This window comes from Mucilaginibacter sp. P1_D10 (genome assembly GCF_056406215.1).
Genome location: NZ_JBFUAP010000006.1, coordinates 370,086 through 393,020, shown reverse-complemented (window position 1 = coordinate 393,020; position 22,935 = coordinate 370,086). Strand labels below are relative to the sequence as shown.

General features: G+C 45.9%; 24 protein-coding genes. 15 read left to right on the top strand and 9 right to left on the bottom strand.

Annotated elements, in window-relative coordinates; translation table 11 throughout:
- The gene (locus tag AC1DYT_RS12310; RefSeq protein WP_477469900.1) at positions 1–309 is read left to right on the top strand and encodes a MafI2 family immunity protein; all 309 of its coding nucleotides are present in this window, start codon (positions 1–3) and stop codon (positions 307–309) included.
- Positions 310–320: 11 nt separating this feature from the next.
- On the top strand, positions 321–728 hold the full coding sequence (locus AC1DYT_RS12305; protein WP_477469899.1) for a Dabb family protein: 408 nt from the start codon (positions 321–323) through the stop codon (positions 726–728).
- Between the two features lie 297 nt (positions 729–1,025).
- Here the strand turns inward: AC1DYT_RS12305 and AC1DYT_RS12300 are convergent, their stop codons facing one another.
- The 3 genes from AC1DYT_RS12300 to AC1DYT_RS12290 all read right to left on the bottom strand — a co-directional run bounded on the left by AC1DYT_RS12300 (position 1,026) and on the right by AC1DYT_RS12290 (position 5,570).
- A complete protein-coding gene (locus tag AC1DYT_RS12300) occupies positions 1,026–3,401 on the bottom strand; it encodes a ribonucleoside-diphosphate reductase subunit alpha (RefSeq protein WP_477469898.1) in 2,376 nt (791 codons plus the stop codon).
- 143 nt (positions 3,402–3,544) lie between these two features.
- Positions 3,545–4,519, bottom strand: coding sequence for a ribonucleoside-diphosphate reductase small subunit (locus tag AC1DYT_RS12295; protein ID WP_477469897.1), 975 nt, complete (start codon positions 4,517–4,519; stop codon positions 3,545–3,547).
- Positions 4,520–5,186: 667 nt separating this feature from the next.
- Positions 5,187–5,570 (bottom strand): methionine-R-sulfoxide reductase, encoded by a 384-nt coding sequence (locus AC1DYT_RS12290; protein ID WP_477469896.1) that lies wholly within the window; start codon positions 5,568–5,570, stop codon positions 5,187–5,189.
- Positions 5,571–5,866: 296 nt separating this feature from the next.
- Between AC1DYT_RS12290 and dctA the strand changes: the two genes are divergently transcribed.
- The 4 genes from dctA to AC1DYT_RS12270 all read left to right on the top strand — a co-directional run bounded on the left by dctA (position 5,867) and on the right by AC1DYT_RS12270 (position 8,474).
- Positions 5,867–7,102: a C4-dicarboxylate transporter DctA gene (gene dctA / locus AC1DYT_RS12285; protein WP_477469895.1), complete on the top strand. Its 1,236-nt coding sequence runs from the start codon at positions 5,867–5,869 to the stop codon at positions 7,100–7,102.
- Between the two features lie 84 nt (positions 7,103–7,186).
- On the top strand, positions 7,187–7,750 hold the full coding sequence (locus tag AC1DYT_RS12280) for a DapH/DapD/GlmU-related protein (RefSeq protein WP_477469894.1): 564 nt from the start codon (positions 7,187–7,189) through the stop codon (positions 7,748–7,750).
- 43 nt (positions 7,751–7,793) lie between these two features.
- Entirely contained in the window at positions 7,794–7,982 is a 189-nt protein-coding gene (locus AC1DYT_RS12275) for a hypothetical protein (RefSeq protein ID WP_477469893.1), read from the top strand.
- A gap of 147 nt (positions 7,983–8,129) precedes the next feature.
- Entirely contained in the window at positions 8,130–8,474 is a 345-nt protein-coding gene (locus tag AC1DYT_RS12270; protein ID WP_477469892.1) for a hypothetical protein, read from the top strand.
- Positions 8,475–8,807: 333 nt separating this feature from the next.
- Here the strand turns inward: AC1DYT_RS12270 and AC1DYT_RS12265 are convergent, their stop codons facing one another.
- Entirely contained in the window at positions 8,808–9,656 is an 849-nt protein-coding gene (locus AC1DYT_RS12265) for a HEAT repeat domain-containing protein (RefSeq protein WP_477469891.1), read from the bottom strand.
- A gap of 434 nt (positions 9,657–10,090) precedes the next feature.
- Positions 10,091–10,861 (bottom strand): hypothetical protein, encoded by a 771-nt coding sequence (locus AC1DYT_RS12260; RefSeq protein ID WP_477469890.1) that lies wholly within the window; start codon positions 10,859–10,861, stop codon positions 10,091–10,093.
- A gap of 152 nt (positions 10,862–11,013) precedes the next feature.
- On the opposite strand from AC1DYT_RS12260, the gene AC1DYT_RS12255 reads away from it, so the two are divergent.
- From AC1DYT_RS12255 to AC1DYT_RS12240, 4 genes are all read left to right on the top strand, one after another.
- A complete protein-coding gene (locus tag AC1DYT_RS12255; protein WP_477469889.1) occupies positions 11,014–11,229 on the top strand; it encodes a hypothetical protein in 216 nt (71 codons plus the stop codon).
- A 271-nt stretch (positions 11,230–11,500) separates the two neighbouring features.
- Positions 11,501–12,379 (top strand): succinate--CoA ligase subunit alpha, encoded by an 879-nt coding sequence (sucD, locus tag AC1DYT_RS12250; protein ID WP_477469888.1) that lies wholly within the window; start codon positions 11,501–11,503, stop codon positions 12,377–12,379.
- A gap of 130 nt (positions 12,380–12,509) precedes the next feature.
- Complete coding sequence (locus tag AC1DYT_RS12245) at positions 12,510–13,520, top strand: hypothetical protein (protein WP_477469887.1); 1,011 nt, start codon at positions 12,510–12,512, stop codon at positions 13,518–13,520.
- Positions 13,521–13,654: 134 nt separating this feature from the next.
- A complete protein-coding gene (locus AC1DYT_RS12240; protein ID WP_477469886.1) occupies positions 13,655–15,175 on the top strand; it encodes a serine hydrolase domain-containing protein in 1,521 nt (506 codons plus the stop codon).
- A gap of 49 nt (positions 15,176–15,224) precedes the next feature.
- Here AC1DYT_RS12240 and AC1DYT_RS12235 read toward each other — a convergent pair whose 3' ends face one another.
- From AC1DYT_RS12235 to AC1DYT_RS12225, 3 genes are all read right to left on the bottom strand, one after another.
- Entirely contained in the window at positions 15,225–15,701 is a 477-nt protein-coding gene (locus AC1DYT_RS12235; protein WP_477469885.1) for a hypothetical protein, read from the bottom strand.
- 76 nt (positions 15,702–15,777) lie between these two features.
- Positions 15,778–16,617: a sulfite exporter TauE/SafE family protein gene (locus AC1DYT_RS12230; RefSeq protein ID WP_477469884.1), complete on the bottom strand. Its 840-nt coding sequence runs from the start codon at positions 16,615–16,617 to the stop codon at positions 15,778–15,780.
- A gap of 77 nt (positions 16,618–16,694) precedes the next feature.
- Positions 16,695–17,759, bottom strand: a complete 1,065-nt coding sequence (locus AC1DYT_RS12225) for an alpha/beta fold hydrolase (protein WP_477469883.1) — start codon at positions 17,757–17,759, stop codon at positions 16,695–16,697.
- 136 nt (positions 17,760–17,895) lie between these two features.
- Here AC1DYT_RS12225 and AC1DYT_RS12220 point away from each other — a divergent pair, with 136 nt between their 5' ends.
- The 5 genes from AC1DYT_RS12220 to AC1DYT_RS12200 all read left to right on the top strand — a co-directional run bounded on the left by AC1DYT_RS12220 (position 17,896) and on the right by AC1DYT_RS12200 (position 22,125).
- Entirely contained in the window at positions 17,896–19,734 is a 1,839-nt protein-coding gene (locus AC1DYT_RS12220) for a UbiD family decarboxylase (RefSeq protein WP_477469882.1), read from the top strand.
- A 9-nt stretch (positions 19,735–19,743) separates the two neighbouring features.
- Positions 19,744–20,277, top strand: coding sequence for a GNAT family N-acetyltransferase (locus AC1DYT_RS12215; RefSeq protein ID WP_477469881.1), 534 nt, complete (start codon positions 19,744–19,746; stop codon positions 20,275–20,277).
- Positions 20,278–20,438: 161 nt separating this feature from the next.
- Positions 20,439–20,957 carry a hypothetical protein gene (locus tag AC1DYT_RS12210; protein WP_477469880.1) on the top strand — a complete coding sequence of 173 codons (519 nt, stop codon included), beginning with the start codon at positions 20,439–20,441 and terminating at the stop codon, positions 20,955–20,957.
- A 66-nt stretch (positions 20,958–21,023) separates the two neighbouring features.
- Positions 21,024–21,461 (top strand): peptidylprolyl isomerase, encoded by a 438-nt coding sequence (locus AC1DYT_RS12205; protein ID WP_477469879.1) that lies wholly within the window; start codon positions 21,024–21,026, stop codon positions 21,459–21,461.
- A 151-nt stretch (positions 21,462–21,612) separates the two neighbouring features.
- Positions 21,613–22,125, top strand: a complete 513-nt coding sequence (locus AC1DYT_RS12200; protein ID WP_477469878.1) for a DUF5606 family protein — start codon at positions 21,613–21,615, stop codon at positions 22,123–22,125.
- A gap of 284 nt (positions 22,126–22,409) precedes the next feature.
- On the opposite strand, the gene AC1DYT_RS12195 is transcribed toward AC1DYT_RS12200, so the two are convergent.
- Positions 22,410–22,745 (bottom strand): hypothetical protein, encoded by a 336-nt coding sequence (locus AC1DYT_RS12195; protein ID WP_477469877.1) that lies wholly within the window; start codon positions 22,743–22,745, stop codon positions 22,410–22,412.
- Positions 22,746–22,935: the final 190 nt, after the last annotated feature.

The window sequence follows — 22,935 nt, the reverse complement described above, 5'->3', positions numbered from 1 at the left end:
ATGGCAGTCAAGTTTGAACATAACCCTTTACTGTTATTATCTGCTCAAAGAGCGTTGTTGGGCGCAATATACCCTGAGATAAGGGCCATTGCGGTTGGTATAGCTGTGGGCAAATTGTATGTAAAATGTTATCTGGACAGGCCGCCGACCGAAGATGATTATGAGAACTTAAGTATCATTGGTGCCGAGATTTATGCAGACGTGCATCATGACGTAGAGAGCGTGGAAGAAGCTTGCGAGTATAACCTGGCCCCGTTCAACCAGTTGGACCGGTTGGTGGCTTTTGTATATATGAGAAAAGAAGATTAATTTAAGCCCTCGTGAAAACTAACCGCAGGAAATTTATAGCAACCGCAGCAACTATGGCCGCAGGCGTGGCCGTTGCACAGGCATTACCCTTAACAATTATGACAAACAAGTATCACGTAGTGCACCATGCACTTTTTTGGTTGAAGAACCCCGGTTCTAAGGAAGATCGCGATATGCTGGTAGCCGGCGTAAAATCGCTTGGCAAGATAGAGCATATCAAAGAGCTGCACGTAGGCGTAGTAGCCAGCACAGAGAAACGCGAAGTGGTGGATAACAGCTGGGCAGTATCAGAAGTAATGTTCTTTGCCAATTTGGAAGCGCAGGCCGCTTACCAAAGCCACCCTATACACCAGGAATTCATCAAAACGCACAGCCACCTTTGGGAGAAGGTTATCGTATATGATGCGATAGATGCGTAATTAGGATTAAGCGGATTTTCGGGATTAACCAGGTTAGAATAGATAAACGAGATTGCCTAATCGTAACGTCATTATAAGGGACGAAGCAATCTTCCTATAAGCAGGGCGGTGTGGAAAGCTAAACAACTCCTTGTTGCGGAGAGTTGCGTTGGCCAGAGAGCCGGGGCGACGCGGCTATCATCGGCAGACAGAGCAGACTTGCAGATAGCAAAAAGGCCGGGAAACTTTTCAGTTCCCCGGCCTTTGTTATTTAGAGCAAATCTGGTCAGAGGCGCAATATTTGGCGTCTCTACGTTGTTATGCTGAGCAAGTTACGCAGCCTTCTTCCATCGAGCATGATGGGCCTGCCGGTACATCCTCGGCAGTGCTATCTGCAACCACTTCGGGTATAACGGCATCCATGTTTTTGCCACCCTGGTTCTCTACGGTAAATTTAACCGCTTGCGATGCTGCCTGTGTGCGCAGGTAGTACATACCTGTTTTAAGGCCCTTCTTCCATGCGTAGAAGTGCATCGAAGTAAGCTTGCTTGCATTTGGCGAGTTGATGAACAGGTTAAGCGACTGCGACTGGCAAATGTATGCGCCCCTATCGGCAGCCATATCAATGATGTTACGCATCTTAATTTCCCAAACGGTTTTATACAGTTCTTTGATATCGGCAGGTATTTCTGCGATATTTTGGATAGAACCGTTCGCGGTAATGATTTTGTCTTTGATACCGTTGTTCCACAAGCCAAGGTTTACCAGATCGCGCAGTAGGTGTTTGTTTACGATAACAAACTCTCCGCTTAATACACGGCGGGTGTAAATGTTTGAGGTGTATGGCTCAAAGCACTCGTTGTTACCCAATATCTGCGAGGTTGATGCGGTTGGCATTGGCGCTACCAGCAGCGAGTTGCGCACGCCATGGTTCATTACATCAAGGCGCAGGTTATCCCAATCCCAACGGCTGCTTGCAGGTTTCTCGTTCCAAAGGTCGAACTGGAACTTGCCCTGCGACAGCGGCGAACCTTTAAAGGTTTCGTAGTGGCCGTCTTTTATCGCCAGATCCTTAGAAGCTGTCATGGCTGCAAAGTAGATGGTTTCGAATATCTCTTTGTTCAGTTGTTTTGCTTCTTCGCTTTCGAAAGGTAAACGCAGCAGGATAAAGGCATCAGCCAAACCCTGTACGCCTAAGCCGATAGGGCGGTGGCGCAGGTTGCTATAACGTGCTTCTTCAACCGGATAGTAGTTGTTATCGATAATCTTATTCAGGTTTAAAGTAGCCTGGTAAGTTACCTCGTACAATTTATTATGGTCGAACTCGCCGTTGATCACGTAGCGTGGCAATGCTAAAGATGCCAGGTTACAAACCGCAACTTCTTTATCAGAAGTGTACTCGATTATCTCGGTGCAAAGGTTAGAGCTTTTGATGGTACCCAGGTTTTGCTGGTTGCTTTTTGCGTTGGCAGCATCCTTATACAACAAGTATGGTGTGCCGGTTTCTACCTGGCTATCTAACACGGCAAACCAAAGTTCCTGTGCCTTGATGGTTTTGCGGGCACGGCCTTCGCGCTCGTAACGGGTGTACAGTTCTTCAAATGCTTCGCTGTGGCAATCGGCCAGGCCTGGTGCTTCGTGCGGGCAGAAAAGGCTCCAGTCTTCGTTAGCTTCTACGCGTTTCATAAACAAATCGCTTACCCATAGGGCGTAGAACAAATCGCGGGCGCGCATTTCTTCTTTACCGTGGTTTTTACGCAAATCCAAAAATTCGAAGATATCTGCATGCCATGGCTCTAAGTAGATAGCGAAAGCGCCTTTACGTTTGCCACCGCCCTGGTCTACATAACGGGCGGTATCGTTAAATACCTTCAGCATTGGTATGATACCGTTGCTGGTACCGTTTGTACCGCTGATGTACGAACCTGTAGCCCTTACGTTGTGGATGCTTAAACCGATACCACCTGCGCTCTGCGAGATTTTGGCGGTTTGTTTCAGTGTATCGTATATACCGTCGATGCTGTCATCTTTCATGGTTAACAAAAAGCACGACGACATTTGAGGTTTTGGTGTACCTGCATTAAACAAAGTTGGCGTAGCATGGGTAAACCAGCGCTCGCTCATCAGGTTGTAGGTTTTGATAGCGCTATCGATATCCTCTTTGTGGATACCAACCGATACACGCATAAACAAATGCTGTGGGCGCTCGGCTATCTTGCCGTCTATTTTTAGCAGGTACGATTTTTCCAGGGTTTTAAAGCCGAAGTAATCGAAACCGAAATCGCGGTCGTAAATAATGCTGCTATCCAGTATTTCCGCATTATCACGTATAATCTGGTACACATCGTCGGCCAGTAAAGCGGCGTTTTTGCCGGTTTTCTTGTCAACGTATTCGTACATACGTTTCATGGTTTCGGAGAACGACTTCGTGGTGTTTTTGTGCAGGTTGCTCACCGCTATACGCGAAGCCAGCAAAGCATAATCGGGGTGCTTGGTGGTTAACGATGCTGCTGTTTCGGCAGCAAGGTTATCCAGTTCTGACGTGGTAACGCCATCAAACAAACCCTCAATTACTTTTTTAGCAACATCAATCGGGTCTACCAGGTTAAACCCATAACACAGTTTTTCTATCCGCGCTGTAATTTTGTCGAATTTCACTGTCTCTCTTCGGCCGTCTCGTTTTAATACGTACATATTGGTTGTTTTAAATAGTTAGTGTCAAGTAGTGGGGACTTTAAACCAACAGTATAATATATAATTTAATTAAGGGTCTTGTTGTTATTAATAAAGCATCATTTCCAAAGCCCTCTCCTTTGGAGAGGGGTGGGTGAGGCTTCTTAAAAATCCTCGTCCAGCGAGAACGATTTGTTTTCCTGCGTGCCGTTCAATACGCCGCTTTTTTGGTAATCGCCCACCCTTTTTTCAAAGAAGTTGGTTTTACCCTGCAGGCTTATCATCTCCATAAAATCGAACGGACACGATACGCCGTACACCTTAGGGTAGCCTAATTCATCCAGCCACCTATCGGCAACAAACTCAATGTACTGGCTCATCATTTTGGCGTTCATGCCAATCAGGCTCACCGGCAGCGCATCGCTTACAAATTCTTTCTCTATTTCTACCGCATCGGTAATAATTTTGGTTGCAGCCTCGGTGCTTAGTTTGTTCTCCAGCATTTTATAAAGCAGGCAGGCAAATTCGCAATGCGAGCCTTCATCGCGAGAGATCAATTCATTACTGAAGGTTAATCCCGGCATCAAACCGCGTTTCTTCAGCCAGAAGATAGAGCAGAAACTACCCGAGAAGAAGATCCCTTCAACAGCAGCAAACGCTACCRAACGTTCTGCAAAGCTGCCGTTGTTTATCCAGCGCAGTGCCCATTCTGCCTTTTTAGTTACGCAGGGAATGGTATCTATCGCGTGGAAAAGGCGGTCTTTTTCGGCCGGGTCTTTTATATAAGTATCAATCAGCAAGGCATAGGTTTCCGAGTGGATATTCTCCATCATAATCTGGAAACCGTAGAAACAGCGTGCCTCCGGCAATTGCACCTCGCTCATGAAATTGATGGCCAAATTCTCGTTCACTATACCATCGCTGGCGGCAAAAAACGCCAGAATGTGCGATATGAAATGTTTCTCGCCGGGGTTTAAATTCTCCCAGTGTTTCATATCGTCGCTCAGGTCTATCTCTTCTGCCGTCCAGAAGCTGGCCTCAGCTTTTTTATACATTTCCCATATGGCGGGATACTTGATGGGGAGGATTACAAAGCGGTCTTTGTTCTCTCTCAGCAATAATTCGGTTTCCTCTGGCATCGCGTATTTTGTATCTTTTGTTTTTATATTTTCCCGGTTCTATCTTTTGCATTCGGAGCTATTATGCGTACGGCGCATTTGGAGACAGCTATGCCCTGCGAGTTTTAAATTGGCAAAAGTGCCGCTCTTATTTTCTCGCCCCAAACACCCCCACTTATCTGCTATTAAACTTTATATTTTAATACATATAGCCCATGTGTTTACCATGGTTTTCCCCAATTTTACCGCAGGTAGATACGGCAAACGGATAGCGTTGATAGAACTTATGCTTCAAAGATAGGTCATGGCTCCATTGTATGTTAGCGTAAGTTTTTAACACCCCCTATAAGTTATAAACAATAAAAAATAGTTTGGGCTATATCTGACTAATCGGCGAAAAATTCAACCCACTAAAGACCAATGCATTACTAAAGCTATCTAAACCCTTTTAGTAGAAAATTCGATAACGCCGCCATAACATTAACTTCACTTTTAGTTTACCTTAAACAGACAATTCCGGGGTTCGAAAAAGTGCCAACCACGCCAAATTAAGGGCTTTATGAACCAGGTAGAAATACGGTATTTTGCCCCCTCCTGTCCACACTGCAAATTGTGGAAAACAAAAAATCCCGCTTTTTTTTGGGCGGGATTTCCTGAAAAATTCGCCACCCAATCAGAGGCTCCCCCTTCAGGGGGCTGGGGGGCTCACCTCGTCGGCTGATACGAATTTCAGCGAGAGGGAATTTACGCAGTGGCGGGTGTTTTTTGGCGTTAAATACTCCCCCTTAAAAACGTGACCCAGGTGCGCGCCGCAGTTGGCGCACAAAATTTCGGTGCGTCGGCCGTCGGCATCTGTTTCATGGCGTACGGCACCGGGTATCTCTTCGTCGAAACTTGGCCATCCGCAATGCGATTCGAATTTAGTTTCGGATGTGTATAGCGGCGTATCGCAGCGTTTGCATAAGTATAAGCCTTCGGCCTTGTTGTTCAATAAAGCGCCGGTAAATGAGCGCTCGGTGCCTTTGTGTAGTATTACGTATTCTTCTTCGGGTGTTAACTGATTGTATTCCATTATATTTTTTGATTTCACTGATTAAGAGGATCGATTTCACCGATTACACAGATTAATTTGAAACGATTTTATCTACGGACTTTCGGTCATCTGACTTTCGGACTCCTCTTCTTTCTATATAAATATACGACAATCTGCCCGCATTGAATGTTTTGCCAGGCGATGTTTACACTGGTTTGACCAATGCCAAACCATGCTTTTACCGCCTGTTTCACCGCCCCATTTAAAGACTAACTACTTAACCACTCACCATTCTCCATTAACCACTGAGCAAAATAAATCGTATCATTGTTTTGATGAAACGCATCCTCAGCAACCTTACTTTCCAGGTGTTATTTGCCATACTATTAGGCGTGGTGGTGGGTATATATTTTAAAGGTTTTGCGCCAACGGCGCAGGTGATCAGCAAAACCTTTATCAGCCTGATTACCATGCTTATCGCCCCCATCATTTTTTTTACCATCGTATTGGGCATAGCCGGCATGAGCGACATGAAAAAGGTGGGCCGAGTAGGCGGCAAAGCCCTGCTCTATTTTGAGATAGTGACCACCCTGGCCCTGATAATTGGCGTTACCGTAGCCAACCTGGTAAAACCAGGCGAAGGCTTCATCAATACCCACGCACCGGTTGACGCCGCTAAACTGGCCGATTACCAAAAGGCCGGTTCGCAGATGAATATAATGGATTTTTTGGCGCACATTGTGCCCGGCAACATTTTCGAGTCGTTTGCCAAGGGAGAGATTTTGCAGATACTCTTTTTTGCCATTTTGTTCGGCTTTGGGCTGAGCAGGCTTGGTGCAGCGGGGCAATCGGTCATCGCAACTTTCGAGAAACTATCCAGGGTGTTCTTCAACATCATGAAAATAGTGATGCGGGTAGCACCTGTGGGTGCCTTCGGCGGTATGGCTTATACCATCAGCACCTATGGCATAAAAGCCTTGCAGCCCCTTGGCTTGCTGATGGCTTCGGTATATATTACCATGGCACTGTTCATCTTCGTGGTGCTGAACCTTATTGCCTACCTGTTCAAATTCAGCCTGTGGCAATACCTCAAGCACATCAAAGAAGAGATACTTATCGTATTGGGCACCTCTTCATCTGAATCGGCCCTGCCGGGGATGATGGAAAAGCTGGAGAAGTTCGGCTGTTCCAAATCGGTAGTGGGCCTGGTTATCCCGGCAGGGTATTCCTTTAACCTGGATGGTACCACCATATATTTATCTATGTCGGTTATATTTTTGGCGCAGGTGTTCAACAGGCATCTTTCGATAGAGGAACAGTTGGGCATCATCGGCATACTCATGATTACCTCCAAAGGCGCAGCGGGCGTAACCGGCAGCGGGTTTATTGTGCTTACCTCAACGCTGGCCGCTACCAAAATTATCCCGGTAGAAGGCGTAGCCATTTTGCTGGGCGTAGATCGGTTTATGTCTGAAGCACGAGCTATTACCAACGTTATCGGCAACGGGGTGGCTACTATAGTTGTGGCCAAGAGCGAGGGGGAGTTTAGGGCAATCCCCCCGGCCCCCTGACCGCGTGCAGACTTAGTTTTAGCGGTGGCGCAAGGGGAGTTTTGATTTTGGGGAAATCTGAATGCTAAAAAATCAAAATAAGAAATGGATCAATTAGATATTTTCGACAGACTAAAATCGGGTGAACTTGTCAGGTTAAGCGACCCTGAATTTTCGAAGGTCGATGACGTTGTTACCCGCACTATACGTCTTTCGGCTCAACTTAACGCTGCTGATAATATTCAGCAGATACGCGATATCCTGTCCGAAATAATCGGATACGAAATTGATGCCTCCACAACGGTGTTCGCGCCATTTTACACCAACTTTGGCAAGTTTATCAATATTGGAAAGCGCGTTTTCATTAACCACGCATGTTCATTTTTGGATATGGGCGGAATAACTATAGAAGATGATGTACTTATTGGCCCAAGGGTAAACCTGATTACCGAAAACCACCCGGCCGACCCGATTGACAGGCGGGCCTTAATTACCAAACCGATTGTTATTAAACAAAATGCGTGGATAGGCGCAAATGCTACCATACTTCCGGGAGTTACCGTTGGGGTGAACGCTATCGTAGCTGCCGGCGCGGTGGTATCTAAAGATGTGCCAGACAATGCCATAGTGGGCGGCGTGCCGGCGAAATTTATTAAGTCGGTTATTTAAACCTATTTTTAGGGTTTCAGGGGCGACATTCCGAATCAAACCGATGTATATTGCACTAACCATCTTAAAGGCTATTATTTTACTTGGAGGTATGGGATTAACAGTGGCAAACTTCATCCCGGGCGTTACCAAACAGGATAAGCCGAAGTTAAAGAAAGCAGGTAAGTTTTTCTTGATAACCTGGGGAGCAGTGATTGTTATTACTATTGTTGAGTTTGCTATTTTCCTTTAATGGCTCTCTATCAAAATGCCGTGCAATGACGGAAATGGGCAACCGCGCAGGTGCTATGGCGGTGGCCCCACAACTCCCTGAAGGGGGAGTTTTTGATTGGCAATCGCGGGAACGATGATAACTGCGACCATAGGGTAAATTTTAACCATGAGCAAAAGGCAACAATACAATCTAACTTTTTCGAAAATTACAACCTCTGGATTTTCAGACTCCTTTGTATGCACAAGAGCGGTGAAAACAACTGAGGCCTTAGTGTTGTCTGGATTGTTGAATTCACTGGGAGAACGCGAAGGACCACAATTGCTGGAGGAGATTGAACATGCGTTAAACAATCTTCCATTTGAAGAATACTATACCGCGGATGGTGTAATACTGAGTGACGGCGTTCAAATTATTCCACCTAATGCTATCATTAGTCAACAAATTCAACTTTCATTAATAGAGTTAAAGAGTTTAATTGAAGAATGGGTCGAATTTATTAATAGTCAATGAGGGCTTATTCTGTCTAAAGGTAACGCTATACACTACTTTTAGAAATCTTCACTCCAACGATTCCCCCCATCTGGCGCGATGCAGCGTAGGGCAAGTGCGGAAGTGTACTCGTGCCTCACCTGCAAGGTAGCTAACTAAGCCTTAATTTTGAAGTTCCCGCAGGGTTTCTTTGGAAAAGGCCCCTGCGGCACCAGGACATTCCCCGTAGAATATCGAACCACCCATCGCTAATGCATATTCAATGCCTGTCCTACGGCGCAGAATCCTCTATCGAGAGACCCTGCGGTCACAAAAGTTCACAAATTGCTTGATTAAAAGGCAATTAAGAAGTTTTTAACTTGAAAATAATTTTGAGAGCCAACTTTTCTTAACCTCTACAACAGGTTCCATATTGGCAAGGAGTTTATAAGCCCAAGGATATCCACTGTTTGCTTCCAGTAATATCCGGAACTGCTGCTTATAGAACAATTCCGGCCAATTTTTACTCAACGCCCACAATGCATCGCTCATTTCTGCTGCCATTAAAATAAGTTTATTTTTCGCTGCTTTTGATGTTATATTTAATATACCAATAGCACGACAGGCCCCTGCTTGCACCGCTTGATCTTTATCATCGAGTGAAATAACTAACACGTTTTCGACTTCTATATCTGGCGCCAAAATACAAACTGACAAAGCATCTAAGGCATGCATTCTAACCAGCCAATCAGGATCTTTAGTTAATTTTAATAAAGTAATTCTTACAGCTTCATTACTTTGAGCAATTTCTTTGAGCGCATAGGCAACTCTAAAACGAACCTCCCGGCTATTGTAATTCTGAAGTTCTAATAATTTTGGAATTAATGTTTTAGCGTTTGATTTTAAATTACCGGTTGCCCAAACGGCGTTAATCAATACAGATTCAGATTTATTGGACAATAAACTATTAAGGATATTTTCTACTTCTATCGTCCAAATTTGTAGCGTCCCTATTAAACTTGCTATGCATTCTTGCACAATTGGATCTGTAGATGTAATATTCGAAATTCCGTTTACAACAGATTTTCGTTCCTCAATAGAAACTTTATGGTCTTCAAAATAATGCTCCGAAATTTTCATCAGCTTGAAGGATGCTACCTTTTGAATATCCGTTTGTCCAGTAATAAATTCATCAAGCCATTTCCTTATATTTCTTCCTATCATTTTAATTATGATTAGTGATAAACTTAAACAAATATAAATTTATCACTGATTGTGAACCATCAGAAGCTCAAACTAAAAGGCAGGCCTGCATAAGTTTAAATTATTAAAAAACTTCAAAATCGGCAAAAGGGGTTCGATTGAAGCCACTCAGGTCCCCTAACTGGCCCGCATCCAGCGTTGGCAAGCGCGCGAGCGTACTCGTGCCTAACCTGCAAAGTAGCTAACTAAGCCTTAGTTTGGAAGTTTCCGCAGTGCCTTTGAAAAAGGACCCTGCGGCATCAGGACATTCCCATAATAAGATATATTGAACTACCCAGTGCTATTGAATATCCTCTACGGGTATTTACGGGTAATCTTCCGAAACACACTATTGTGACGGAATTTTTACTTCATCATTCAGCATTGGATATTCGGTGTTCGATATTAAATCCCCCTCACTCCAACGATTCCCCCTCCTTCAGCAATTTCGGCAGCTCAGCATTCTTCCCACCGCTTGCTTTAAATGTTTCCATGCTGCTTTTGATATACTGTATTAAATCGTAATCGCTTAGTTTATCCAGCGTGGCCGCAGTAGGCCGGTACCTGCTCATGAAATTCTCCAGCGAATCGCCCACCAACCTGGTGATATCGCCCAGCAATGTTTTGTTGAACCGGGCGCTTACATGGTTTTCCCGCTCATCGCGCAGCAAAATCTGCTGTAATTTATAATCGCTGCTGTGTTTTTTTGTTATTGCTTTAAACAACATACCAACATCTATGCTCACTACGGCAAAGGGCACATATTGAGATGGGCTGCGAAAGATCTCGTTAAACTTTGGCCCCTTGAAATTGAAAGCCTTAGCATATTCCTTCCGCAGGCTTAGAGAATCTTTATAATAATTTTTCTTCGCTGTAATGGTTACTTCGCCCAATTGCTTGTAGCTTATTTCCAGTTCGATGATGCGCATAAAGCCTCCCCAGTCGGCCGCTGCCAATTTAAAAGATTTATAAACCAAGGTGTTTATTCGGATTGTATCAAAATTTTTACTTATTTTTAGCGTAAATACGCCACCATCATCTGTGTAAGCTACGCCGGATTTGGATGTGATTTGGGTGTATTTTACGGGCAAGCCCGTTTCTTTATCTATGAGTTTACCGGTAATTACCTGCGCGTCGGCACAACTAAATAAAAATAGCAGCGTTACTAACAACAACGATGGTTTCATTTGCGTATAAAATTAACGCGCAGGTAACAGTACAAAAAAACGTTTTAACATACTTTAACAACAAAAAAATATTTAGCCGCAAATAAACAATTTGTTTAACTGATGGTTATTAAGTTACCAGTCAGGTACAAAAACCAATACCGGCCTACAATATGAAAACAACATTTATCCATAAACGCGGCTTTCACCCCCAGCTATCCGACATTATGTATATAATAATGTGCGTGAGTGTGCTTGTAATCTTTATTCTCCCTTTATTAATTTTGTTGCTGCATAATTTATTTGCCAAACCACTAAAGTTTGCTGCACGCACCAGCGTGCAACGTACCCAAAGCGTACCTTTTTTAAAACTTTCTGATCCGTTATAGGTAGTTTTCCCTGATACGGGCTCGTGCTGAACAAGCATGATTTTTATTCTTTTTCTCCTCATATTTAAACAGGCCGGGCTAATCGTATAATTTCCCCTGTTTGAAGTGCGTCATTTAATGTGAGCTATGCGCTCGTTAATGCTTGTTTTATTGGCGGGTTAGTATTGCGTGCCGCCCTTTCACACTCATGTAAAATATAAAAGCAGTCTAAAATTTAATTTGACTTTAAGGCCAATAAACTTAGCTTTGCCATACAAAAATCAAAAAGCCGATGAGCGTTCTCGTAAATAAAGATTCTAAAGTTATAGTGCAGGGTTTTACCGGTAAAGAAGGTAGTTACCACGCAGAACAAATGATTGCGTATGGTACTCAGTTGGTAGGTGGGGTTACCCCCGGCAAAGGTGGCCAAAGCCATTTAGACAGGCCCGTGTTCAATACCGTGAAAGATGCCGTTGTTGCTACCGGTGCCGATGTATCCATTATTTTTGTACCTCCTGCTTTTGGCGCAGATGCCATTATGGAAGCTGCTGAAGCAGGCATTAAAGTTATTGTTTGTATTACCGAAGGTATCCCCACCAAGGATATGATAGCGGTTAAAGAATATTTATCAGATAAAGATGCTCGCCTTATTGGGCCAAACTGCCCGGGCATCATCACTGCCGACGAAAGCAAGATTGGTATTATGCCGGGCTTTATTTTCAAGAAAGGCAACATCGGCGTCGTGTCTAAATCGGGTACGCTTACTTACGAAGCGGTAGACCAGGTAGTTAAAGCCGGCCTGGGCATCACCACGGCCATTGGCATCGGCGGTGACCCTATCATCGGTACCCCAACCAAAGAAGCTGTTGAATTATTGATGAACGACCCTGATACCCACGGCATCATTATGATTGGTGAGATTGGCGGCGGCATGGAAGCCGACGCAGCCCGTTGGATAAAAGAAAACGGCACTAAACCTGTGGTTGGCTTTATTGCCGGCCAAACAGCGCCTCCGGGTCGCCGTATGGGTCACGCAGGCGCAATCGTAGGCGGTGCCGATGATACCGCTGCCGCGAAAATGGCCATTATGCGCGAGTGCGGTATCCGCGTAGTAGAATCTCCTGCCGAAATTGGCGCTGCCATGGCAGAGGAGTTGGCGAAATTAGCGTAAGCCCCCTAACCCCCTAAAGGGGAACAGGATAATATATTGGAAAGCCCTGGTTGAGAGACCGGGGCTTTTTGCTTTTCTGAATTCTTTTGATTCCTTCCGGAAAAAAGCTATTTTACTTCAAATTTAACCGATGCCGGAGATACGTATAAGTTGCCCTAACTGCGATTGGGAGCCAGATGATGCTTGCCGTTGGGTTTGTACGGTTTGCAATACGCACTGGAACACTTTTGAAACCCGTGGGGTATGCCCTGCATGCGGAAAAGTACACGAAGAAACGCAGTGTTTTAGGCGAAAAGGTGGTTGCGGGGAAGTGAGCCCTCATGCAGATTGGTACGAGGAAACGGAAGTCGCAAATAACCAGCCCTCTTCATCGTGGTCTTTTCGGTTTTGGGAGAATAAAGATGAACTCCCGGTTACGCCGGCGGATAAAGAGTGGACGGAGCGCGCACTTGTTTTGCTGTGCGATACCCTCGAAGGGGAATACGTGCAGTCGCTGCCTACCATTACGCCTGAGAAGAAATATTTCGACCGTAAATTCAAGGGGACAGAACAAGATGCGGAATTTATTTTTGGGCGAATGATAAACCTGATGGCCATTGACGCCTGGGAACTCGAACTGAAGTTTTACAGCAATAAGCCGGCACCTTTTTCTGAAGGAATTGTGGCTACCCCATCGCCTCAATTACATGGCCCCTGGGTAAACCCTACTATGGGTTATGTAGACAATGGCTACGGGCAAAAAGAAGTGTGGATAGATATGGATATCCTGAATGATCCCGAACGCATGGTTGCCGTATTGGCCCCGCACCTGGCTCAGCATAAATTGTGGTCGGAACACCGCATGGCCGAAAACGATAAGCTTTTGGCAGCACTTGCCGCAGTAGTATTTGGCTTTGGCATATTTACCGGCAATGCTTATTTCCATTTTAACCAGTGGACGTACGCTTCGCGCCGGGGATGGAAAATGAGACGTAGCGGGTATCTCCCCGAGCAAGTAATTGCCTACGCTATGGCCTGGCTGGCCGTTTATAAAGGTGAAGATATAGCATGGAAAAGCCATTTAAACCGAACGATAAAAAAGTATTTCGAACAGAGCTATAAATATATACAAAGCCACTGGGACGATTTTTTTGGGAGTTGACCCATGATGTTTTTTTGGATAAGGACAGATTTGGCATTTCCGCCTTTGGCTTTGGCAAACTTTCTGCTCATCCCATAAATTCCTGTAATTCGACAGACAATTTTTCCTAAATTCGGCTATCATCCAACACCACCATGCGCAAATCCTTCTGCCTTCTGTTACTACTCCCAACATTCGCCATTGCCCAATACAAACCGGCTACTTTTACAGATCCGGATCGGCTGAAGAAGATAGCTGCCACCTTCCCGGTTATCGACCAGCTGTATAAAGACTATGCCGAAAAAAACCATTGGCCCGGCACGGCTTACGGCATTGTAGTTGATGGCAAGCTAGTGCACACCGGCGGCATAGGCTATACCGATATCGCCAATAAAATCCCCGTTGATGCTACATCTGAGTTCCGCATTGCCAGCATGACCAAGAGCCTCACCGCCATGGCCATCTTAAAGCTTCGGGATGAAGGCAAGTTGAAACTTGATGACCCCGCCTACCTCTATATTCCAGAGATGAAGGGCACGAAGTACCTCACCAAAGATGCTACGCCTATCACCATCAAAAACCTGCTTACGCATACCGCCGGTTACCCCGAAGATAACCCTTGGGGAGACAGGCAGCTGGCTGTTAGCGATGCGCAACTGATTGCTATCTATAAAAAAGGGGTGCAATTTTCAACTAACCCAAGCCTCGGTTACGAATACAGCAACCTGGGCTTTGCCACGCTGGGCTACATCATCAAAAAAGTAAGCGGACAAACGTATCAAACTTACATCACCAATAATATTTTAAAGCCCCTGGGCATGCTGCATACGTATTGGGAATATACCAAAGTGCCCAAAGATAAACTGGCCCACGGTTACCGCTGGCTGGATGGGCAATGGGTAGAGCAGCCCCTGCTGCACGACGGCGCTTACGGCGCTATGGGCGGATTGATAACCAGCATAGAAGATTTCAGCAAATACATGGCCCTGCACCTGGATGCCTGGCCACCAAGGGATGATGTGGATAAAGGCCCGGTTAAGAGAAGCTCGGTGCGCGAGATGCAATACCCCTGGGATGTGAATTACTTAACCGCCAATGCCAAAACCCCAAACGGCAGGCCCTGCCCAAATGTTACCGCCTACGCCTACGGGCTGCGATGGATGAAAGATTGCGATAACCGCATTTACGTGGGCCATACCGGCGGCTTACCCGGTTTCGGCAGCCAGTGGAATGTAATGCCCGATTATGGCGTGGGCATCGTATCCTTCGGCAACGTAACGTATGCAAGGGCCGCGCCTATCAACAACGCCGCTTTGGATACGCTTTTGATGCTCTCGGGCATCAGGCCGCGCGTGTTGCCGCCATCGGCAATTCTCAACCGGCGCAAAGCCGAACTGCTTAAGGTTATTGCCGATTGGAGCACCGCCAAAGCCAGCGGCATATTTGCCGATAATTTCTTCCTGGACTACTTTCCTGATAAATTAAAGATAGCCGCCGCCGATGCATTTGCCAAGGCAGGCAAAACCGTAAGCATAGGTGAAATTGTGGCAGAGAATCAGCTGCGCGGGTATTTCATCATCAAAGGCGAGCAAGCCAACATTCGCGTAAGCTTTACCCTCACGCCCGAGAACCCGCCGCTGATACAGGAGTATCATTTGGATGTGGTAACGCCTTAGCCATCAATTCGTTCCTCGCAATGACGGAATTAAAAAAGGGGGCTGGCCACTACGAGCTTCCATTCACCGCAAAGCTCATCACCGTATTGGTATCCAGGTTTATTTTGACATTGAAAAAGCAGGGGCCGCCATCCAGTATCATCACTACGCCTTTGCGCCAGTGCCGTTTTTCGTAAGCGGTACAAAAGCAGTTTACCCATACCTCTTTCTGGCCGCTGGCATTGATGGCTGCTATAATTTGCTTGTAATATTTGCGCGGATTGTCGATGCCGCTTTTGGATTGCTTATTGCGCTCGACAACGGTTACGGAGATAATTTTCTCTATCATTTTGATTTCTTCGGCAGAAACCGTTGTGGGTTTAAAATACTGGTTGAAGATAAAGCCGTCGCGGCTGGGATTAAAAAGCAGCACGGCATAGCGCGAGGTATCTATTTTGGCAGTATCTGCCATTGCTGGCTTGTGCAGGGTTACATAAGGTTTGGCTTGGGAGGGCAGCATGAAAGCGAGCAGCAACAATAAATTCATAGGAAAATATTATACCTGTTCAACGCGCTACCCGCCTTATTGTTGCAGAAATAATACGGACCACTCCTTAGTACCTCTATATTTTGCCGGTAATGCCGTTATAAATCATCTGGCCCGCCAAAAACGTAACCACAATGGCAAACACCCAGCGCAGCCATCCCGAAGATTTGGTATGCACCAGTATTTTAGACCCCGTGAGCGCGCCAAGCAAAACGCCTATCACCACCGGCATAGATATGCCGGGTTCTATATACCCCCGTTGCAGGTAAACTACGGCACTGGCAGCAGCGGTAACGCCTATCATAAAATTGCTGGTAGTGGTTGATACCTTGAACGGTATCTTCATGATGGTATCCATAGCAATAACCTTCAACGCGCCCGAGCCGATACCCAGCAAGCCCGATATCACCCCGGCAAACAGCATCATGAAAAAACCACCGCCTACCTGCGTAACGCCATAAGGGATCTGGTTACCATCGCCATCGGGGTAAGTGCCGCTGAGTTTTAGTTTTTGAGCAAGCGGGCTGGGTTGCAATACTATCGCTTCGGCCTTTTTGCGCAACGACATCATAGCCGAGAAGATTAGGATCACCCCAAACAAAACAGCAATATACTGCGTAGGAATATAGATGGCCAGCATAGCCCCGGCCAACGCGCCGCAGGTTGTAGCTATCTCCAAAAACATGCCCAGGCGAATATTGGTAATGCCCTCTTTAACATAAGCCGCCGCCGAACCGCTGGAGGTAGCAATAACCGAAACCAGCGATGCGCCGATAGCATAATGGATATCTACGCCCAGCAAAAGGGTAAGCAAGGGGATAATAACTACCCCGCCGCCAAGCCCCGTAAGCGAACCTAAAAGCCCTGCAAAGTAGGCCCCAACAAGAATAATCAGCGTAAATAAAATTACCGACATAGGGCAGATAATGGTTTACGTTGTAAAAGTAATATAAGTTTTTACAATGACTAAAAGAAGTAACCCTACCTGTTTACTTATCTTTTTTGCTGATTAACCATTTTAAATAGCCTAAGCTGCTCTTTTACAACCAATTCATTAAAACCATGCGCTGCGTTTTTTATTACAATAAACTGCTTGTTGGGTGCCTCTATTTTATCGAAATATGCTTTGGAAATTGGTAGCGAAGTTAAAATATCCACTTCGCCTTGTATGAGGTAAACAGGTATCTTAAACACATAATGGTCCTTAGCCAAATCAATGGTTGCCGCCATAGGTTTTACGCTCATTTTCGTATCGCCTACAAAATTCAGAAAAGAATAATCGTCGCCGTCCTCCCGGTGTTGGTTGTCTTCCTTATTATCGTACTCAGCAGCAATTTTCCACCAGGCTTCGGGCGCTGGCGTAGATGCCAAACGCTCGTACTTTTTAATGATACGAAACAGTTTACCTGCATTTTGGGCCTTTTCATAAGGCGGCGCGCCGATGGCGGACAGTACATCCAGAGATTGCTGATCGTTAGCCGCTTTTGATAGTTCAGCTACTTTTTGGTAGGCTTTCATGAAGTTAGCGGCGGGGTCTACCACCTGCGAATGCCCTATATAGGCAGTGAAAAGGTCCGGGCGTTTTACAGCCATCTCCACAGCTATAACCGAGCCCCAGGAGGATCCGAAAAGTGTGACTTTGGGCTTGCCCAGATACTTTAAAAGGTATTCTACCAAACTAACGCCGTCATTGGTTATCTGATCTACCGATAATGGGTGCGATGCCAGGTAATCCGGGCTTAACTCCGGCGGGGCGGCGCGGCCAAAAGTTTTGCCGGCACCGCGCTGGTCCCATTGTACCAGCACAAAATCTTTCTCCCAGCCTTTGTAAATAGCATCAGCATATGGGCTTAAGGGGCTCCCCGGCCCGCCATGCACAAATAATATCGCAGGTTTGGATATATCGCCTTTAATGGTTACCCATTGTTCTATCCCGTTGATTGTAATAAACCGTGCTTCGTTCAGTTGTTTGTTAGGTGCAGGATGCGATTCTGCACCAAATGAGGATGTGATTAAAACAAGCGCGGTTAACAGGTATTTAATGTGGCGGTATTGCATAAGATGTATTTGCAGTATTTAAATATGAATGCGAAGATGCAATTTAGTTACAATATTATGTGGCACCCCATATAATCTTCCGGTTCATTACTTTAGCATGAGCCTAAAATCCATTATTCTGTATCTTTGAAGCCTGATGGCATATAAAAGTTTACAGGACTGCATTACCGATCTTGAAAAGAACAAGCACCTCATCCGCATAAAAGAAGAGGTTGACCCATACCTGCAAATGGCCGCGATACACCTCCGCGTGTTCGAGCACGAGGGACCGGCCATCCTGTTCGAGAATGTGAAAGGCAGCAAATTTCCGGCGGTATCAAACCTTTTCGGCACGCTGGATAGGTCGAGATTCATCTTCAGGGAGACGCTCGATAAGATAAAAACGCTGGTCGATATCAAGAACGACCCGATAAAAGCCATCAAACATCCGTTTAAATACGCTAACACTGCGTTAACCGCCCTATCCGCCCTGCCAATGAAAGTCGGCAAAGGCGCTCCAATCAATTTTGGGCGCACCACCATTGGCGAGCTGCCCCAAATAGTGAACTGGCCGAAAGATGGTGGCCCCTTTGTAACCATGCCGCAGGTTTATACCGAGGATGTGGATATGCCGGGCATCATGAATGCCAACCTGGGCATGTACCGCATACAATTCGGCGGCAACGATTACATCCCCGATAAAGAAATAGGCCTCCATTACCAGTTGCACCGCGGCATAGGCGTACACCAAACCAAGGCCAACGCCAAAGGACAGCCGCTTAAAGTAAGTATATTCGTGGGCGGGCCACCTGCGCACCCTGTTGCGGCTGTAATGCCCCTGCCCGAGGGTTTATCAGAGATGACCTTTGCCGGTGCTTTGGGTAATCGCCGCTTCCGTTATTTTTACGATGCCGATGGTTTCTGCATATCTGCCGATGCCGACTTTGTAATTACCGGTACCGTTATGCCCATGGAAAATAAACCCGAGGGCCCCTTTGGCGACCATCTGGGTTACTATAGCCTCGTTCACCCATTTCCGCTGTTAAAGGTGCATAACGTTTACCATCGTAAGGATGCGGTGTGGAGCTTCACGGTAGTAGGCAGGCCACCGCAGGAAGATACCAGCTTCGGCGCGCTGATACACGAGATAACGGGTAGCGCCATCCCTAAGGAAATACCCGGCCTGCATGCCGTAAATGCGGTTGACGCTGCCGGTGTTCACCCCTTGCTTTTTGCCATAGGCAGCGAGCGTTATACCCCATATGTAAAAGAGCGCCATCCGCAGGAAATCATTACCATAGCCAACCATATTTTGGGCAAAGGGCAATTGAGCCTGGCCAAATACCTGTTCATCGCCGCCAAAGAAGACGACCCCAATCTGGATGTGAACGATATTGGCGGTTTCCTGAAGCACATCCTCCAACGGATAGACCTTAGCCGCGATCTGCACTTCCAAACCAAAACCTCCATCGATACATTGGATTACAGCGGCGAGGGCCTCAACAGCGGCAGCAAAGTGGCTGTTACGGTAGCCGGGGACATAAAACGCGAACTTTGGAGCGAGATGCCGGCATCGTTCAGTCTGCCCCGCCCATTTGTAAACCATAAAATGGTGATGCCCGGCGTGCTGGCCGTAGAAGTACCCAAAAATATCCGCGCCAGCGATATGCCCCTGATGCTGGAATTTATGCAGGAGCACCTTGGTGAAATGGATTTATCCGGCTTGCCGCTGATGGTGCTATGCGACGATGCTGCTTTTGTTGCGCAAACCATCAACAATTTTGTATGGGTTACGTTTACCCGCAGCAACCCATCGCACGATATTTACGGTATCAACAGCTTTACCGAAAACAAACACTGGGGCTGCCACGGCCCGCTGATGATAGATGCCCGCATTAAACCGCACCACGCACCGGAATTGATAAAAGACCCCGAGGTTGAAAAGCTGGTGGATAAAATGGGTGCCAAAGGTGGGGCTTTGCATGGTATCATATAAGCTGGTATAATGGAAATCTTTGAACTCGAATCAACCAAATTAGAGAACGAGCTGGTAGCATTACAGTTATTGCACGAGCGGGATTTCGAAAGGCTGTACGAAGTAGCCTCCGACCCGCTAATATGGGAACTGCACCCGGTTAAGGACCGCTATAGAAAGGAAGTTTTCCGGCTTTACTTTAATGATGCCGAGGCTTCGCAGAGCGCTTTCCTGGTTATAGATAAAGTAACCGGCGAGCTTATCGGTTGCACGCGATTGTACGATTACCGGCCTGCTGAATCAAGCGTGGCTATCGGCTACACCTTCCTGGCCCGTAAGTATTGGGGCGGAGCTTACAACTCGGCCATGAAAAATCTATTGATGGAGCATGTATTCAAAACTGTTGAAAATGTACTGTTCCATATCGCGGCTACCAATATCCGCTCGCAAAAAGCCACCGGTAAACTGGGTGCAGTTAAAGTAAACGAGGTTGATTTCGACCATTACGGCACAAAGCTGCTACACTGCGAATACCTGATAAAGAAGAGCGACTATTATAAATAGCCGGGGTGATAAAAAAAGCCATAATTTAGTCACAAAACTGCGTTTAGTGTTAGCAGCGAATGCCGGCCCGTGACTGAGGCCCTGTGCGAGTAAGCGCGCAGCCAGGGGTAGCGCTCAAAACAAATTGTGGATATCATTATATTAGAGAAAATTCCAAGTCAATGCAATTAAATCCTAAACTCCTTAGAACCCCCTTGTTGATTTTGTCTGTAACTGGCTTTTTGCTTAACGCAAAAGGACAACAAGGTGACCCGCCTCCAGCAATGCCGGGATTGGAAATCAATCGCTCCGATTTGATTAGACGCATATCTGAGTCGGACAGTACCATGGTATTTAAGCGCGAAGCCGATATTAATGGGAAACCTAATTACATTGGCATTGCGGCAGATAATACATCGTTACAATTGGTTGGGGAAGAAAATTATTTGGTATTGGCAAAATGGACATACCCTTTTACAATGAACAAGGAAGCGGGGGTAAAAGCTTTCTTAAAGATGGAGTTTTTTGCGCTGGTAATGGGCGATAAAGCAGGATACGAATGGTTATTGAACTGTGCTGCAGCATTTATTAAAAACCCGGCGAAAGAATTTACCGATACTAAAGCATTTAATTTTAACCGAACGGGAACGTTCACTTACAAACCTGGGGCCAAAACATTAGTGTTATCGTTTACAGAATAGGAGTATTGTTCACCCTCTTTTTCCTTTCTTCTTTTTTACTAACTTTGCACCCTATTTAAAAATAAGATGAGCAAAGCAATAATCAAAACCGAAAAAGGCGACATGACTGTTGAATTTTTCGACAAGGATGCACCTAACACCGTAGCTAACTTTCTGAAGCTGGCTAAATCCGGTTTTTACGATAACGTTAAGTTCCACCGCGTTATCCCTAACTTTATGGTTCAGGGTGGCGACCCAACAGGTACCGGTGCAGGTGGCGCTGGTTACAAAATAGATTGCGAGCTAACCGGCGAGAACCAATACCACGATCGTGGTGTCCTTTCTATGGCACACGCAGGCCGCAACACCGGCAGCTCACAGTTTTTCATCTGCCACAGCCGTGCAAACACCGCGCATTTAGACCGTAACCACACCGTATTTGGTAAAGTGGTTGAAAATGTTGACGTGGTTGACGATATACGCCAGGGCGATAAGATTTTAGGCGTAGAAGTAATTGAAGAATAGAGACTAGTTGATTAAGTGAGTGGAGAGTAGTTACCTGCAAACCGTTCACTTATAAATCGGCAAAATAGTGAACGGTTGATTAGGTGCATGGAGAGAGCTTGAACTCGGAAACCACTCACTTAATCAACCTAATCAACCAATAAACTAAAAAATGAATTTACAGGGAATTGTTGCCGTATCGGGCAAGCCGGGATTATGGAAAGCGCTTGCGCAAAACAAAACCGGTTACGTTTTAGAAAGCCTTGATGCGCAAAAAACCAAGCTGATCGTTAACCTTAGCACTGCTAAGCTTGCCGCATTGAATGAGATAACCATCTTCGGGCTGGAAGAGGACATTAAATTGGTCGACGTATTCGAGCGTATGAAAACTGCCGCAGGCCTGCCATCCCTTAAGGATGATGCTAAGGTAATGCGCAAGTACTTCCGCGAAGTTGCACCCGACCACGATGAGGAGAAGGTGTATGGCAGCGACATGAAGAAAATCATCAGCTGGTTCCTGATATTGAAAGATATGCCTTTGTTCAGCGAAGCATTGCCAACCGCACCTGTTGCCGAAGAAGCGCCTGTAGAAGAGGAAGAAGTTGCGGTGGTAGAAGCAGTAGCGGAAACGCCTACCGAAGCGCCTAAAGCTAAAGCCAAAAAGCCTGCGGCTAAGAAAGCATAAGGAATAACAAATTCCTCCAGGTGGGGTGTCCCCGCCGCTAAAAACAATAGAGCCCCGTTAGCGAATGCTATCGGGGCTCTATTGTACCATTTCTCTCATAGCAGCCTTGCAAATTCGTCCTGTTAATCGGGAGATTGCTTCGTTCCTCACAATGAGTTAGTGGATAGGAAGCGGCGCACGACTGGGTCTCTTCAGCATTATTGCCAACTTTTTGGCAGGTCTAAGTGGTACGCCAATAACAGCGACCACGGGCTAATTGCTCATGAATCAATACACGGAAATCATTAGTGCTTTTCATTAATTTTATCGCGCTCACTTTTAACTACTCCAGCTATGGCAGCCTTTAAAAGAAGCTTTTGACTATCGTCGAGTTGGTCCTGCTTATCGTTTCCGTTAAAACTATAGGATACCCCACCCTTAGTGTCGTTTTCAATTACAATTTTTTCGTCATCATGGGTGTAACTAATAAATCCGTTTTGAGATAACCGTTTTATTGCCGTACTGTCCTGGTTAAATGTAACGGTACCGCTATAGGCTAACTGCACTCCAGTTTCATGGCTGCATGACGAGTTTAACACAGCAAGAACGATAGCGATGGCTATTGATTTTATTTTTTTCATGTTGATAAGGGTTGATGTTTAGTAATCTGGTTAACAAATATAACAAAAAACGGCCCTTAGGACACCGTTTGGCCTTTGGCTGGTGTTTTAACCAACCAGGTTTAATCAGCGCACCATATTTCGAGGTGGGCAACTCCGCTTATCGTGATCTCTCACCGCAACGCCCAAAGCTCAGTTGCGAGGACATCGC

What these genes read in the sequence shown, in the direction of transcription:
- AC1DYT_RS12310 (WP_477469900.1), top strand. Translation starts at nt 1, where the DNA reads ATGGCAGTCAAGTTTGAACATAACCCTTTACTGTTATTATCTGCTCAA.
- AC1DYT_RS12300 (WP_477469898.1), bottom strand. Translation starts at nt 3,401, where the DNA reads ATGTACGTATTAAAACGAGACGGCCGAAGAGAGACAGTGAAATTCGAC.
- AC1DYT_RS12290 (WP_477469896.1), bottom strand. Translation starts at nt 5,570, where the DNA reads ATGGAATACAATCAGTTAACACCCGAAGAAGAATACGTAATACTACAC.
- dctA (WP_477469895.1), top strand. Translation starts at nt 5,867, where the DNA reads ATGAAACGCATCCTCAGCAACCTTACTTTCCAGGTGTTATTTGCCATA.
- AC1DYT_RS12280 (WP_477469894.1), top strand. Translation starts at nt 7,187, where the DNA reads ATGGATCAATTAGATATTTTCGACAGACTAAAATCGGGTGAACTTGTC.
- AC1DYT_RS12275 (WP_477469893.1), top strand. Translation starts at nt 7,794, where the DNA reads ATGTATATTGCACTAACCATCTTAAAGGCTATTATTTTACTTGGAGGT.
- AC1DYT_RS12270 (WP_477469892.1), top strand. Translation starts at nt 8,130, where the DNA reads ATGAGCAAAAGGCAACAATACAATCTAACTTTTTCGAAAATTACAACC.
- AC1DYT_RS12265 (WP_477469891.1), bottom strand. Translation starts at nt 9,656, where the DNA reads ATGATAGGAAGAAATATAAGGAAATGGCTTGATGAATTTATTACTGGA.
- AC1DYT_RS12260 (WP_477469890.1), bottom strand. Translation starts at nt 10,861, where the DNA reads ATGAAACCATCGTTGTTGTTAGTAACGCTGCTATTTTTATTTAGTTGT.
- AC1DYT_RS12255 (WP_477469889.1), top strand. Translation starts at nt 11,014, where the DNA reads ATGAAAACAACATTTATCCATAAACGCGGCTTTCACCCCCAGCTATCC.
- sucD (WP_477469888.1), top strand. Translation starts at nt 11,501, where the DNA reads ATGAGCGTTCTCGTAAATAAAGATTCTAAAGTTATAGTGCAGGGTTTT.
- AC1DYT_RS12245 (WP_477469887.1), top strand. Translation starts at nt 12,510, where the DNA reads ATGCCGGAGATACGTATAAGTTGCCCTAACTGCGATTGGGAGCCAGAT.
- AC1DYT_RS12240 (WP_477469886.1), top strand. Translation starts at nt 13,655, where the DNA reads ATGCGCAAATCCTTCTGCCTTCTGTTACTACTCCCAACATTCGCCATT.
- AC1DYT_RS12235 (WP_477469885.1), bottom strand. Translation starts at nt 15,701, where the DNA reads ATGAATTTATTGTTGCTGCTCGCTTTCATGCTGCCCTCCCAAGCCAAA.
- AC1DYT_RS12230 (WP_477469884.1), bottom strand. Translation starts at nt 16,617, where the DNA reads ATGTCGGTAATTTTATTTACGCTGATTATTCTTGTTGGGGCCTACTTT.
- AC1DYT_RS12225 (WP_477469883.1), bottom strand. Translation starts at nt 17,759, where the DNA reads ATGCAATACCGCCACATTAAATACCTGTTAACCGCGCTTGTTTTAATC.
- AC1DYT_RS12220 (WP_477469882.1), top strand. Translation starts at nt 17,896, where the DNA reads ATGGCATATAAAAGTTTACAGGACTGCATTACCGATCTTGAAAAGAAC.
- AC1DYT_RS12215 (WP_477469881.1), top strand. Translation starts at nt 19,744, where the DNA reads ATGGAAATCTTTGAACTCGAATCAACCAAATTAGAGAACGAGCTGGTA.
- AC1DYT_RS12210 (WP_477469880.1), top strand. Translation starts at nt 20,439, where the DNA reads ATGCAATTAAATCCTAAACTCCTTAGAACCCCCTTGTTGATTTTGTCT.
- AC1DYT_RS12205 (WP_477469879.1), top strand. Translation starts at nt 21,024, where the DNA reads ATGAGCAAAGCAATAATCAAAACCGAAAAAGGCGACATGACTGTTGAA.
- AC1DYT_RS12200 (WP_477469878.1), top strand. Translation starts at nt 21,613, where the DNA reads ATGAATTTACAGGGAATTGTTGCCGTATCGGGCAAGCCGGGATTATGG.
- AC1DYT_RS12195 (WP_477469877.1), bottom strand. Translation starts at nt 22,745, where the DNA reads ATGAAAAAAATAAAATCAATAGCCATCGCTATCGTTCTTGCTGTGTTA.